Source organism: Williamsia sp. D3, assembly GCF_000506245.1.
GTDB lineage: Bacteria > Actinomycetota > Actinomycetes > Mycobacteriales > Mycobacteriaceae > Williamsia > Williamsia muralis.
Genome location: NZ_AYTE01000031.1, coordinates 58,186 through 71,614, shown reverse-complemented (window position 1 = coordinate 71,614; position 13,429 = coordinate 58,186). Strand labels below are relative to the sequence as shown.

Sequence of the window (13,429 nt, the reverse complement as noted above, 5' to 3'; positions counted from 1 at the left end):
CTGCCACCCGGGGATCCTCCGCCATAACAATTCACTCGTCTGAAATGTGCAGGGGTCCGAGGTGGGTGACACTGATCCCGACGTATCAACGCTGGGAGAAGTCACGTGGACCATTACGACCTTGTTGTCATCGGCTCCGGCCCGGCTGGGCAGAAGGCTGCCATTGCCGCCGCCAAACTCGGTAAACGTGCGGCGGTGATCGAACGGCGCAACATGGTGGGTGGGGTGTGCATCAACACCGGCACCATCCCGTCGAAGACGTTGCGCGAAGCCGTCCTCTACCTCACCGGCCTGAACCAGCGTGAACTGTACGGCCAGTCGTATCGGCTGAAGACCGACATCACCGTGGGCGATCTGTCGGCCCGCACCGCCCACGTCGTCGGTAAGGAAATCGACGTCATCCAGAATCAGTTGTCGCGCAACAGGGTTGCATTGTTGCTCGGTAGCGCGGCCTTCGTCGGCCCGAACGAGATCGAGATCACCACCGGCGACGGCGACCACAAGAACGTGACGTTCGACCACGCCGTGATCGCAGTCGGTACCCGTCCCGCGCGTCCCGACACGGTCGAGTTCGACGGCGTGACCATCGTCGACTCCGACCAGATACTCGGGATGGACCGGGTTCCGACATCCATGGTGGTGGTGGGCGCAGGGGTCATCGGCATCGAATACGCTTCGATGTTCGCCGCGCTGGGCACCAAGGTCACCGTGGTGGAGCAGCGTTCGAGCATGCTGGACTTCTGTGACCGTGAGGTGGTCGAGGCCTTGCAGTATCAGATGCGTGACCGCGGCGTCACATTCCGTTTCGGCGAAACCGTGCAGATGGTCGAAAAGCACAAATCGGGCAGTGTGACCGTTCTGCAGTCGGGCAAGAAGATCCCGTCCGACACGGTGCTCTACTCGGCGGGGCGTCAAGGTGTCACCGACGAACTCAACGTGGCCGCAGCGGGTCTCGAGGCCGACAAACGTGGCCGATTGACGGTCGACGGCAGCTTCCGGACAACGGTGAGCCACATATACGCAGTGGGAGATGTGATCGGCTTCCCGGCACTTGCCGCGACCGCGATGGAACAGGGGCGGCGCGCAGCGTACGACGCGTTCGGGGAGCCGGTCGGCGAGACCGATTCATCGAAGCATCCGATCGGCATCTACTCGATCCCCGAGATCAGTTACGTCGGCAAGACCGAAGACCAACTGACCGCGGCGAACGTTCCGTTCGAGGTGGGCGTCGCCCGATACCGCGAACTCGCACGCGGGACCATCATGGGCGACGCGTACGGGATGTTGAAGCTCCTCGTCGATGCCCAGGACCGAAGCATTTTGGGGGTGCACGTATTCGGTTCCAACGCAGCCGAATTGGTCCACATCGGCCAGACGGTCATGGGTTGCGGTGGCACCATCGACTACCTCGTCGACGCGGTCTTCAACTACCCGACCCTCGCCGAGGGGTACAAGGTTGCCGCTCTGGATGCGGTGAACAAGATGCGGGCCATCGCGCGTGTCACGGGCGTCGGCAACGGGTACGAGCTGGGCGCGGAGTAAACAGCCGGCACAACAAAACCGGCGCCGAGAATGTTCTCGCGCCGGTTTTGTCGGAATCAGAAAGGTCTAGCTGCCGGGGACGTACTGCCCGCCGATGGTGCCCTGCACCACGATCGGGGTGCCCTCGGGGAAGTTCTCGTACACGAACTGCGCATTCTCCGGGCTCAGGTTGATGCAGCCGTGGCTCACGTTGGTGTTGCCCTGCTGAGCGACCGACCATGGCGCGCGTGGATGAAGATGCCGTCCCACGACATGCGGATCGCCCACTCGACGTAGGTGCGGTAGCCGTTGGGGGAGTCGACCGGAACGCCGTACGTGGACGAGTCCATGTACATGTCCCGGTACTTCTCCTTGGTGTAGTAAGTGCCGTTCGGCGTCGGGTTCTCGTTCTTACCCATAGAGATCGGCATCCTGCGTACGACCTTGCCGTCGTGCCAGACGGTGAGTTCGTGCGTGGCGTCGTCGGCGAGGGCAACCCAACCGGTCTGGGTGGCGACCGGGGGAGCAGGCTCTGCGGGCGGCGCGGGCGCGGGTTCCGGGATCGGTTCCGGCGCGGGCGGCTGCGGAGCGGGAGTGTAGATGCCCGGAATGGTCGGCAGCGGCACGCCGGGTAGGCCCGGAATGGTCGGAGCCGGCTGCGCGATTGCGGTGGCCGGAATCATCAGCGCCATGACGATCACGCCGACAACGGCGGTCAGGAGGCGGATGACGCTGCGCCCGGAGGCGAACTTACTGGTCGACACTAGTTGGACCCTAACTTCGGCGACAGGCTTATACGCTCCCCGAAAGCGCGGATTAATAGTTGCACGCGTAGGACGGCCAGCCAAACGCAAAAGGCCTAGTTGTGGCGCGTGTCTACCGGTGTGGCACAAGTGAATGTGGCGTGCCTCACTTATATTCACGCGGGCACTCGACCACGCGGCGGCGGCGGCTTTCGCCAAACCTGGCGCTCGAACGACAGAAGCCCTCGTCAGCAACGTGCTGACCAGGGCTTCTGAGGGTGGAGCGGGTGACGGGAATCGAACCCGCGTAGCTAGTTTGGAAGACTAGGGCTCTACCATTGAGCTACACCCGCGTGCACACGATTTCGGCGGGATCGCCACCGTCGTCGTCTGCGAAAAGGACTGTACCGCCTCCGGCCCGCGGATCGAAAATCGCCTCGCCGCCATCACCGGTTTAGGTGGAGACCAACACGGCACGTAGTATTTGCGTTCGGTTCCGCAGGCGGTGACAGACCCCTGCGGACGGACCTACACGGGATGTGGCGCAGCTTGGTAGCGCATCCGCTTTGGGAGCGGAGGGTCGCAGGTTCGAATCCTGTCATCCCGACTCACGTGAGAAGGCAAGACAAGGGAGTCAAGTGAAGAGCACCGTCGAGCAGATCAGCCCGACGCGGGTCAAACTCAACGTCGAGGTCCCGTTCGCGGAACTCGAACCGGATTTCGCCCGCACCTACAAGACGCTGGCCCGCGACATCCGGATCCCCGGATTCCGGCCCGGCAAGGCCCCGGCCAAACTGATCGAGGCCCGAGTCGGCCGCGACGCAGTGCTCGCCCAGGTCGTCAACGAGGCGATCCCGGGCAAGTACAGCGAGGCCGTCGCCGAGACGGAGATCAAGGCAATCGGTCAGCCCGAGATCGACCTCTCCGAACTCGCGTACGGCGAGAGCATCACGTTCACCGCCGAGGTCGACGTGCGCCCGGACATCGATCTGCCCGACTACTCGACCCTCGAGGTCGAGGTCGAACCGGTCAAGGTCGACGACGAGGCTGTGGATGAGCAGTTGCAGTCCCTGCGCGCTCGTTTCGGCACCCTCACCGGTGTGGACCGGCCCGTCGCCGACGGCGACTTCGTGTCGATCGACCTCTCCGCCACGATCGACGGCAAAGAGGTCGAAGAGGCAGCCACGAGCGGTCTGTCGCACGAGGTGGGCTCCGGTGAGCTCATCGACGGACTCGACGAGGCCCTCATCGGTCTGAAGGCCGGCGAAGAGAAGACGTTCACCAGCACTCTGGTCGCCGGTGAGCACAGCGGCGATCAGGCCGAGGTCACCGTCAAGGTCCTCACCGTCAAGGAACGCGAGCTGCCGGAGGTCGACGACGAGTTCGCCCAGTTGGCGAGCGAGTTCGACACCGTGGACGAGCTGAAGGCGGATCTGCGTGAGCGTGTCGCACGGTCGAAGAAGATGGAACAGGCCAACGCGATCAGCGAGGCGCTCGTCGCCAAACTGACAGAGTCGGTCGAGATCCCCCTTCCGGAGGCAGTCGTCACCGCCGAGGTCGACGGACAGGTTCACCAGGTGGTGCACAGCCTCGGACATGACGAGGCGGCGTTCGAGCAACTGCTCGAGGCGCAGGGCACCACCCGCGAGAAGTTCGAGGCCGAGACACGCGAGGCGGCCGAGAAGTCGGTCAAGACCCAGCTGTTGCTCGACGCCATCGCCGACCAGCAGGACACCGAGGTCGGCCAGGACGAGCTGATGCAGCAGATCATGTTCCAGGCGCAGCGCTACGGCATGCAGCCGGCGGAGTTCGCGCAGCAGCTGCAGCAGGCCAATCAGGTGGGCGCGGTGTACGCCGAGGTCCGCCGGAGCAAGGCGCTGTCGTCGATCGTGCACCTGGTGGCCGTCAAGGACACCGAGGGCGAGACCGTCGACACCGAAGAGTTCTTCGGTGTGCCGACGTCCGACGAGGACGCCGACACGTCGGCATCCGATGAGTCGTAGCTGGTAAAACGCCAGCACAATTTCTGCTGTCAGCGAATAGGGGCGACGCCGGGCCATCGGCGTCGTCCCTATTCGTTAGGGTCGAAGACAGCAATCAAATGACTGTGAGTCCGTTGAACGAAAACCCCGGAAGTCTTTCCGGGACGTCGAAGGTAGGTACCGTGACTGAGCCGAAGATCCACACGCCCGCGCTCTCCGGAGCAACCGCGAGTTCAGGTGTGGCCGGACTGAATCTGACCGACTCGGTGTTCGAGCGTCTGCTCCGTGAGCGCATCATCTTCCTGGGCACCCAGGTCGACGACGATATCGCCAACCGTTTGTGCGCGCAGATCCTGCTGCTCTCGGCCGAGGATCCGACCAAGGACATCAACCTGTACATCAACTCGCCGGGCGGATCGGTGACTGCAGGCATGGCGATCTTCGACACCATGCAGCTCGCCCCGTGTGACATCTCCACCTACGCGATGGGTATGGCGGCCTCGATGGGCCAGTTCCTGCTCGCCGCGGGCACCAAGGGTAAGCGTCACGCTCTCCCGCATGCGCGGATCATGATGCACCAGCCGTCGGCCGGAATCGGCGGAACAGCGGCGGACATCGCGATCCAGGCCGAGCAGTTCGCGCTCACCAAGAAAGAGATGAACAAGCTCAACGCCGAGTTCTCCGGTCAGACACTGGAACAGATCGAAGCAGACGCCGATCGCGACAAGTGGTTCACCGCCGAGCAGGCCAAGGAATACGGGCTGGTCGATCACGTGATCACGCGCGCCTGACCACTTCCATGGTCGAGCTCCGCTCCGCTTCGTCTCCGGCCCGTCGCAACCTCATCGGAAAGTAATGAGAACCATGAACAATCTTTCACCCCAGTCGCGGTACATCCTGCCCTCGTTCATCGAGCACACGCCGAACGGCGCTCGCGAGTACAACCCCTACGCCAAGCTCTTCGAAGAGCGAATCGTGTTCTTAGGCACGCCGATCGACGAGACGGTTGCCAACGACATCATGGCCCAGCTGCTGGTGCTCGAGTCGCAGGACCCTGACCGCGACATCATCATGTACGTCAATTCGCCCGGCGGCAGCGTGCCGGCGATGCTGGCCATCTACGACACCATGCAGTACGTGCACTGCGACATCGCGACCGTCTGCCTCGGCGAGGCGGCATCGGCCGCGGCCATCGTCCTGGCCGCCGGAACACCGGGTAAGCGTGCGGCGCTGCCCAACGCCACCGTTCTGATCCACCAGCCCCGCACCGGCGGTGCATACCAGGGCCAGGTGTCCGACCTCGAGATCCAGGCGGCCGAGATCGAGCGGATCCGTAAGCGGCTCGACGACATCCTCGCCGAACACACCGGGCAGCCGGCGGACAAGATCCGTAAGGACACCGACCGCGACAACATCCTGACCGCGCAAGCGGCCAAAGAGTACGGGATCATCGACGAGGTCTTCGAGTACCGGAAGAAGTCAGGAAAGAAGTAACGCCGCGCTCGGCCCGCCGTCCTCGGCGGCGGGCAAGAGCGGTCGTGGGCAGGCAAAAAAGGCCCGCGACATTTGGCTTTATCGGTCGAAGTTCCGCCGACGTACGGGTACGGTCGTGGTTACTGTGCTCCGCATGGGCTGGGGCGGACCACCGGACTTCACGTCTTTGGAGCATCAGGGTAAGGGAAGTAGGTACAGCAACAGATGGCACGTATCGGAGATGGTGGCGATCTGCTGAAATGTTCTTTCTGCGGAAAGAGCCAAAAACAGGTCAAGAAGCTGATCGCTGGACCCGGTGTGTACATCTGCGATGAGTGCATCGACCTGTGCAACGAGATCATCGAGGAAGAGCTGGCCGAGACCAGCGATGTCAAACTCGACGAACTCCCCAAGCCCATGGAGATCCGGGATTTCCTGGAGAACTACGTCATCGGTCAGGACACCGCCAAGCGCACCCTGGCCGTCGCGGTCTACAACCACTACAAGCGCATCCAGGCCGGCGACCGCAAGGACTCGCGCGGCATGGAGCCCGTGGAGCTCGCGAAGTCGAATATCCTGATGCTCGGTCCGACGGGCTGTGGAAAGACCTACCTCGCGCAGACCCTGGCGAAGATGCTGAACGTTCCGTTCGCCATCGCCGACGCCACGGCGCTCACCGAGGCCGGCTACGTGGGCGAGGATGTCGAGAACATCCTGCTCAAGCTCATCCAGGCGGCCGACTACGACGTCAAGCGGGCCGAGACCGGCATCATCTACATCGATGAGGTCGACAAGATCGCCCGCAAGAGCGAGAACCCGTCGATCACGCGGGACGTCTCGGGTGAAGGCGTGCAGCAGGCATTGCTCAAGATCCTCGAGGGCACGCAGGCCTCGGTACCTCCGCAGGGCGGCCGCAAGCACCCCCATCAAGAGTTCATCCAGATCGACACCACAAACGTGCTCTTCATCGTGGCCGGCGCATTCGCCGGACTCGACAAGATCGTGTCGGATCGAATCGGTAAGCGCGGCATCGGATTCGGCACGGAGGTCGCCAAGAACGACGACGACAGTGCTGACCACTTCGCCGAGGTCATGCCCGAGGATCTGATCAAGTTCGGCCTGATCCCCGAGTTCATCGGCCGACTGCCGGTGATCGCATCGGTGACCAACCTCGACAAGGAATCCCTCGTCAGCATCCTGTCGCAGCCGAAGAACGCGCTCGTCAAGCAGTACGCGCGACTCTTCGACATGGACGGCGTGGAACTCGAGTTCACCGAGGAAGCGCTCGAGGCCATCGCGGATCAGGCGATCCACCGTGGCACCGGTGCTCGTGGTCTTCGGGCCATCATGGAAGAGGTCCTGCTCCCGGTGATGTACGACATCCCGAGCCGCGATGATGTCGCGAAGGTGGTTGTCACGGGAGAAACCGTGCGCGACAACGTTCTTCCCACCATCGTTCCCCGCAAGCCGCGGCGCGACGAACGGCGCGACAAGAGCGCCTGAGCCGCTGGGCTATTCGAGAACTCGGTGACCGGCCGAGTACACGTTCATCGATTCTCCGCGGAGGAATCCGACGATCGTCAGGTCGTTGTCGTTGCCCAGATCCACCGCCAGTGACGATGGCGCGGACACCGCCGCGAGTATCGGTACCCCGGCCATGACGGCTTTCTGCGCGAGCTCGAAAGACGCGCGGCCGGACACCATCAGCACCGTTGCCCGCAGTGGCAGCAATCGTTGTGTCACAGCCCATCCGATCACCTTGTCGACGGCGTTGTGGCGACCTACGTCTTCGCGAACTGCGAGAAGTTCGCCATCGGTGGTGAACAGCGCGGCTCCGTGTACTCCGCCGGTCGCGTCGAACGTCTTCTGCAGCGACCTCAGCTGCTCTGGCATGGTGAAGAGCGTGTCGACGTCCACGGTCGAGGGATCGTCTTCCAGTCGGTAGTTGGATGCCAGTCGAACAGCGTCGAGGGATGCCTTTCCGCACACACCGCATGATGAGGTGGTGTAGAAATTTCGTGTCGAGCCCGCGGGTAGCGGCCGGTCACCGCGCAGGCTGACGTCGAGCACGTTGTAGGTGTTGCGGCCCTGGTCGTCGACGCCGTCGCAATACCGGATGGCGCTGATGTCGTCCGCGCCGTCGATGAGTCCCTCGGTCATCAGGAAGCCGTGTGTGAGATCGATGTCGGACCCAGGTGTGCGCATCGTGACCGAGAGCGCTTCTCCGCCAACACGAATCTCGAGGGGTTCCTCGACCGCGAGCGAGTCGGCCCGCGAATCGGTGTTGCCCGGCCGGATCCGGCGGACCCGCGTACGACTGGTCACTCGTCCCATGACAACCATCATCACCCTGTGCTCCCGTTTTCGCCCACGCGCCCCCGTGCTCGCGTTAACTGTCTCCATGGAGCATGAGCGAGTAGGCGCAGTTGTCCTGGCCGGTGGCGCATCCAAGCGGATGGGCAGCGACAAAGCGGCACTGGAATGGAACGGCGAATCGATGCTCGGCCGGATCACCCGGATCGTGGGGGAGCGATGCGACCCGGTTCTGGTGCTGGCCCCGGAGGGATCGCCCGCCTATCAGGGCTTGCGGGCCGGCCACGATGGTGTCGACGGCACCGCTGACAGCAGCTCCGCGGACGTCACATGGGTGACCGGTGAGGCCGAAGGCGCCGGCCCGCTCGGTGGTCTCGCCACCGGATTGGCCGCAGCCGCCGAACGTGGCCGCGACATCGTCTTCGTCTGCGCCACGGACATGCCCCTTGTCACCGCTGAGATGGTCGATGAACTGCTGCGCGGGCTCACCGACGCCGATGATGCCGCCATCGCCGTCGACTCGCAGCGGGCTCACCCACTGGCCGGGGTGTACCGCACCCGTGCGGCGGCCACGCTGGACGAGTTGGTGCAGGGTGGCGAACGTCGGATGCTGGCCGCAGTGGACGCTCTGCGAACCAACCGGGTGACGCTGAGCGATCCGACATGGTTGACCAACGTCAACGCCCCCGAAGACCTGCACCGATTGCGTGTTCCCTGAGCAGGAGACCTGCACTTTCGTCTCTTCACCACCGACTGCCTAGAATTGGCCGGTGACCGAATCGTCCCAGCACTCCGACAGCACTCCCGAAGCCCTGCCCAAGACCTGGGACCCCGGCGTACACGAGGGACGGCTGTACCGGAACTGGGTAGAGGCCGGATACTTCACCGCGGACCCGTCCAGCGACAAGCCGCCGTTCTCCATCGTCCTGCCGCCACCGAACGTGACGGGTTCGCTGCACATGGGACACGCCCTCGACCACGTCCTGATGGACGCCATGTGCCGTCGTCGGCGGATGCAGGGGTACGAGGTGCTCTGGCTCCCGGGTATGGACCATGCCGGTATCGCGACGCAGACCCTGGTCGAGCGTCAGCTGACAGCGCAGGGCATCGACAAGAACGACATCGGGCGTGACGAGTTCATCGACCGGGTGTGGAAGTGGAAGGCAGAATCCGGCGGCGCGATCGGTGCCCAGATGCGCAGTCTCGGCGACGGCGTCGACTGGAGTCGTGAACGTTTCACCATGGACGACGGACTGTCCCGGGCCGTGCAGACCGTGTTCAAGAAGATGTTCGATGAGGGTTTGATCTACCGCGCCGAGCGACTCGTGAACTGGTCGCCCGTGTTGCAGACCGCGATCAGCGACATCGAGGTGAAGTACTCCGACGTCGAAGGCGAGCTCGTCAGCTTCAGGTACGGCTCCCTCGACGACAACGAGCCCCACATCGTCGTTGCGACCACGCGAATGGAGACCATGCTCGGTGACACCGCGATCGCGGTGCATCCGGACGACGAGCGTTACAAACACCTGGTCGGCACCGAACTGGACCACCCATTTGTCGATCGCCGCATCCCGGTTGTCGCGGACGACTATGTCGATCCCGAATTCGGAAGTGGCGCAGTCAAGATCACGCCCGCGCATGACCCGAACGACTTCGCACTCGGAGCGCGACACAACCTGCCGATGCCGACGATGATGGACGAGTCGGGTCGAGTCGCGGGTACCGGAACGCAATTCGACGGCCTCGATCGCGCCGAGGCACGGGTCAGGGTCCGTGAGGTGCTGGCCGAACAGGGTCGCATCGTCAAGGAGGTGCGCCCTTATCTGCACAGCGTCGGTCACTCCGAACGAAGCGGTGAACCGATCGAGCCGCGTCTGAGCATGCAGTGGTGGGTGCGGGTGGATTCGCTGGCCAAGGCAGCCGGCGACGCGGTACGCAACGGCGACACGGTGATCCACCCTGCTTCGCTCGAACCGCGCTGGTTCGCATGGGTCGATGACATGCACGACTGGTGCATCTCGCGCCAGCTGTGGTGGGGGCATCGGATCCCGGTCTGGTACGGCCCGGACGGCGACATGGTGTGCGTGGGCCCAGGGCAGTCGGCGCCGGAAGGGTACGTGCAGGACAACGACGTCCTCGACACATGGTTCTCGTCCGGACTGTGGCCCTTCTCCACCATGGGGTGGCCCGAGGAGAGCGCCGAGCTGGCCAAGTTCTATCCCACGTCCGTGCTGGTCACCGGGTACGACATCCTGTTCTTCTGGGTCGCCCGGATGATGATGTTCGGTACGTACGTCGCCGGGACCATCGGCGAGCAGATCGGCGCGGACGCTCCGGTCCCGTTCCGGAACGTCTTCTTGCACGGCCTCGTTCGCGATGAGCACGGCAGCAAGATGTCGAAGTCCAAGGGCAACGGGATCGACCCGCTGGACTGGGTGAACCGATACGGTGCCGATGCACTGCGGTTCACACTCGCGCGAGGTGCGAACCCCGGCGGCGACCTGTCCGTCGGCGACGATCTCGCGCAGTCCTCGCGCAACTTCGCCACCAAGTTGTTCAACGCCACCAAGTTCGCGTTGATGAACGGGGCGAAGGTCGGGGAGCTGCCGCCGCGTGCAGATCTGACCGATGTTGATCGGTGGATTCTCGGGCGGCTCGACGAGGTGCATGCCGAGGCGGACGCGGGTTTCGAGGGCTACGAGTTCTCCAAGGCCTGTGAGGCGCTGTACCATTTCGCCTGGGACGAGGTGTGCGACTGGTACCTCGAACTGGCCAAGGTGCAATTCGCTCGCGAAGACGAAACCGTCTCGGCCACAACAAAGATCGTTCTCGGAACCGTGCTCGACTCTCTGCTGCGAATGTTGCATCCGGTGATGCCGTTCGTCACCGAGGTCCTGTGGCAGACCTTGACCGGCGGCGAATCCGTGGTCATCGCCGACTGGCCCACCGCATCAGGTGAACCGGTCGATCGCGACGCACACCACCGCATCGAGGACACCCAGCGACTGATCACCGAGATCCGCCGGTTCCGTAGCGACCAGGGACTCAAGCCGTCGCAGCGAGTCGCGGCCGAGCTGATCGGACTCGAAGCCGCAGACCTCGTCGCACAGCGCGACTACATCGACTCATTGGCACGACTGAGCAGAGCGGAGCCGGGCTTCGCGGCTACCGCGACCATCGAGGTGCGCCTGCGGGCGACGACGGTCACGGTGCAGATCGACACCTCCGGCACGATCGATGTGGCTGCGGAGAAGCGTCGTCTGCAGAAGGAGTTGGCCGCAGCGGAGAAGGAGCTGGCCACCACCACTGCGAAGCTGGCCAACGAGCAGTTCATGGCCAAGGCGCCCGACCACGTGAAGGCGAAGATCCAGACCCGGGCGCAGGTGGCCGAAGAAGAGATCGTCCGCATCAAGGCCAAACTGGCGGAACTGGATTCGCGGTCGTGACGGGCCCCCAGATACCGACCGCGGAGGACCTCGCCGAACTCGGTGAGGTGGAGGCGCAGCTCGACACCCGCTGGCCCGAGACGAAGATCGAACCGAGCTTGGCCAGGATCTCCGCTCTGATGGATCTGCTCGGGTCGCCGCAACACGGCTATCCGGCGATCCACGTGGCCGGAACGAACGGGAAGACCTCGGTCACTAGGATGATCGACGCGCTGCTCACCGCTCTCCATCGGCGTACCGGCCGCATCACCAGTCCGCACCTGCAGTTGGCCACCGAACGCATCTCCATCGATGGGGAGCCGATCTCACCGCGTGTCTACGTGGACACCTACCGAGAACTCGAGCCCTACATCGACATGATCGACGATCGGTCGCTCGCGGCCGACGGCCCACGGATGAGCAAGTTCGAGGTCCTCACCGCGATGGCCTACACAGCCTTCGCCGAGGCGCCGGTGGATGTCGCGGTGGTCGAGACAGGCATGGGCGGCAGATGGGATGCCACCAACGTGATCAACGCTTCGGTGGCCGTGATCACCCCGATCGCGATGGACCACAGCGACTATCTGGGTGACACCCTCACGGCCATCGCGGGGGAGAAGGCCGGGATCATCAAGAAGGCCCCGGATGCACTGGTGCCGACCGACCCGGTGACAGTGCTCGCCGTCCAGCAGCCCGAGGTGGCCGACGTTCTTCTGCGCGCCGCGGTCGAGGCCGACAACTTCGTGGCCCGTGAGGGCTCGGAGTTCGCAGTCCTCGAACGCCGGACCGCGGTGGGCGGACAGATGCTCACACTGCAGGGCCTCGGCGGCGAATACTCCGAACTGTTCCTGCCGCTGCACGGAGCCCATCAGGCGTCGAACGCGGCGCTCGCACTCGCGGCGGTCGAGGCCTTCTTCGGCGCCGGTGCGGACCGGCAACTCGACATCGAGGCGGTGCGCGCCGGCTTTGCCGCAGTCACCAGTCCCGGACGGTTGGAACGGGTGCGTTCGGCGCCGACTGTCTTCCTCGACGCGGCGCACAACCCGCACGGTGCCGCTGCGCTCGCGGCCGCATTGGACGAAGAATTCGACTTCCGGCGGCTGATCGGCGTCATCAGCGTGATGGCGGACAAGGATGTCGCAGGATTACTCGCCGCGTTCGAGCCGGTGTTCGACGCCATCGTGCTCACCCACAACGGATCCCCGCGGGCGATGGACCCGGAACAACTGGCCGACGTGGCCATCACGATCTTCGGCGAGGATCGGGTTCAGGTTCGCGGCTTCCTGCCCGATGCGGTCGAGACCGCCATCGAACTGGCCGAGGAGAACCTCGACGAGGCCGAGGGCATGTCGGGAACCGGCGTGGTGATCACCGGCTCGGTGGTGACGGCGGGCGCTGCTCGCACCCTCTTCGGCAAGGATCCGGCATGAGCCTCAAAACCCTGACCCATCAGCGCGATTCACGCCGCCGACGGTCGATCCGTGGCGTGGTTTACGGGGTGTGATGGCCGGAACGCTCATCCTGGAAGCAATAGTGGTGATGCTGGCATTTCCGATCGTCGTCCGGGTCGGCGGTGGACTGACGGCGTGGTCGGCTGTGTATCTCGGTGTGCTGACGCTCGCTCTCATCCTGGGTTCGGGACTGCAGGGCAGAAGCTGGGCGCTTCCGTATGACCTTGCGCTGCAAGTGATCACCGTGGCCGGGTGGATCGTCCACTGGTCCATCGGGGCCGTCGGTGTGGTGTTCCTGCTGGTGTGGTTGTACATCGCCTACATCAAGCGGGACGTTCGTCTCCGAATGGAACGCGGCTTGCTGAACGGGCAAGAGCCGATCACCGACTGACGCAGGTCAAATCGTGTTGTCCGGTAACGATTTTTGTTGTTGCCGGAACGTGACCTGAAAACTCGCATTTCGGGTTCCGTGGAGCCATCGACGCTGACAAGATCGCACACACACGTAACCGTCGAAAGGC

The 13,429-nt window shown here is 64.0% G+C and carries 10 protein-coding genes, 2 tRNA genes and 1 pseudogene; 10 read left to right on the top strand and 3 right to left on the bottom strand.

Annotation, left to right across the window (positions count from 1 at the left end):
• Positions 1-105 precede the first annotated feature (105 nt).
• Complete coding sequence (gene sthA, locus W823_RS48460; protein ID WP_023960409.1) at positions 106-1,542, top strand: Si-specific NAD(P)(+) transhydrogenase; 1,437 nt, start codon at positions 106-108, stop codon at positions 1,540-1,542.
• Positions 1,543-1,608: 66 nt separating this feature from the next.
• On the opposite strand, the pseudogene W823_RS48455 reads toward sthA, so the two are convergent.
• Both W823_RS48455 and W823_RS48450 read right to left on the bottom strand, forming a co-directional pair.
• Positions 1,609-2,213: pseudogene (locus W823_RS48455) on the bottom strand (L,D-transpeptidase).
• 330 nt (positions 2,214-2,543) lie between these two features.
• Positions 2,544-2,617 (bottom strand) — tRNA-Gly (locus tag W823_RS48450).
• Positions 2,618-2,797: 180 nt separating this feature from the next.
• Here W823_RS48450 and W823_RS48445 point away from each other — a divergent pair.
• The 5 genes from W823_RS48445 (at position 2,798) to clpX (ending at position 7,222) form a co-directional block, all read left to right on the top strand.
• Positions 2,798-2,871 (top strand) — tRNA-Pro (locus W823_RS48445).
• Positions 2,872-2,902: 31 nt separating this feature from the next.
• Positions 2,903-4,267, top strand: a complete 1,365-nt coding sequence (gene tig, locus W823_RS48440; protein WP_023960407.1) for a trigger factor — start codon at positions 2,903-2,905, stop codon at positions 4,265-4,267.
• A 161-nt stretch (positions 4,268-4,428) separates the two neighbouring features.
• Positions 4,429-5,037 (top strand): ATP-dependent Clp protease proteolytic subunit, encoded by a 609-nt coding sequence (locus W823_RS48435; protein ID WP_023960405.1) that lies wholly within the window; start codon positions 4,429-4,431, stop codon positions 5,035-5,037.
• A gap of 73 nt (positions 5,038-5,110) precedes the next feature.
• Positions 5,111-5,740 (top strand): ATP-dependent Clp protease proteolytic subunit, encoded by a 630-nt coding sequence (locus W823_RS48430; RefSeq protein WP_023960403.1) that lies wholly within the window; start codon positions 5,111-5,113, stop codon positions 5,738-5,740.
• A 204-nt stretch (positions 5,741-5,944) separates the two neighbouring features.
• A complete protein-coding gene (gene clpX / locus W823_RS48425; protein WP_023960401.1) occupies positions 5,945-7,222 on the top strand; it encodes an ATP-dependent Clp protease ATP-binding subunit ClpX in 1,278 nt (425 codons plus the stop codon).
• A 9-nt stretch (positions 7,223-7,231) separates the two neighbouring features.
• Here clpX and fdhD read toward each other — a convergent pair whose 3' ends face one another.
• Positions 7,232-8,053 (bottom strand): formate dehydrogenase accessory sulfurtransferase FdhD, encoded by an 822-nt coding sequence (gene fdhD / locus W823_RS48420; RefSeq protein ID WP_023960399.1) that lies wholly within the window; start codon positions 8,051-8,053, stop codon positions 7,232-7,234.
• Between the two features lie 67 nt (positions 8,054-8,120).
• Between fdhD and W823_RS48415 the strand changes: the two genes are divergently transcribed.
• The 4 genes from W823_RS48415 (at position 8,121) to W823_RS48400 (ending at position 13,299) form a co-directional block, all read left to right on the top strand.
• Complete coding sequence (locus W823_RS48415) at positions 8,121-8,750, top strand: molybdenum cofactor guanylyltransferase (protein ID WP_031332812.1); 630 nt, start codon at positions 8,121-8,123, stop codon at positions 8,748-8,750.
• Between the two features lie 52 nt (positions 8,751-8,802).
• On the top strand, positions 8,803-11,478 hold the full coding sequence (locus tag W823_RS48410) for a valine--tRNA ligase (protein ID WP_023960395.1): 2,676 nt from the start codon (positions 8,803-8,805) through the stop codon (positions 11,476-11,478).
• Positions 11,475-12,887, top strand: coding sequence for a folylpolyglutamate synthase/dihydrofolate synthase family protein (locus tag W823_RS48405; RefSeq protein ID WP_023960393.1), 1,413 nt, complete (start codon positions 11,475-11,477; stop codon positions 12,885-12,887). The genes W823_RS48410 and W823_RS48405 overlap by 4 nt, the downstream gene beginning before the upstream one ends.
• A gap of 73 nt (positions 12,888-12,960) precedes the next feature.
• Complete coding sequence (locus W823_RS48400; protein WP_051406613.1) at positions 12,961-13,299, top strand: DUF4233 domain-containing protein; 339 nt, start codon at positions 12,961-12,963, stop codon at positions 13,297-13,299.
• Positions 13,300-13,429: the final 130 nt, after the last annotated feature.

Coding starts and splice junctions, on each gene's coding strand:
- fdhD (WP_023960399.1), bottom strand. CDS start 8,053: ATGGGACGAGTGACCAGTCGTACGCGGGTCCGCCGGATCCGGCCGGGC.
- W823_RS48430 (WP_023960403.1), top strand. CDS start 5,111: ATGAACAATCTTTCACCCCAGTCGCGGTACATCCTGCCCTCGTTCATC.
- W823_RS48400 (WP_051406613.1), top strand. CDS start 12,961: ATGGCCGGAACGCTCATCCTGGAAGCAATAGTGGTGATGCTGGCATTT.
- clpX (WP_023960401.1), top strand. CDS start 5,945: ATGGCACGTATCGGAGATGGTGGCGATCTGCTGAAATGTTCTTTCTGC.
- W823_RS48415 (WP_031332812.1), top strand. CDS start 8,121: ATGGAGCATGAGCGAGTAGGCGCAGTTGTCCTGGCCGGTGGCGCATCC.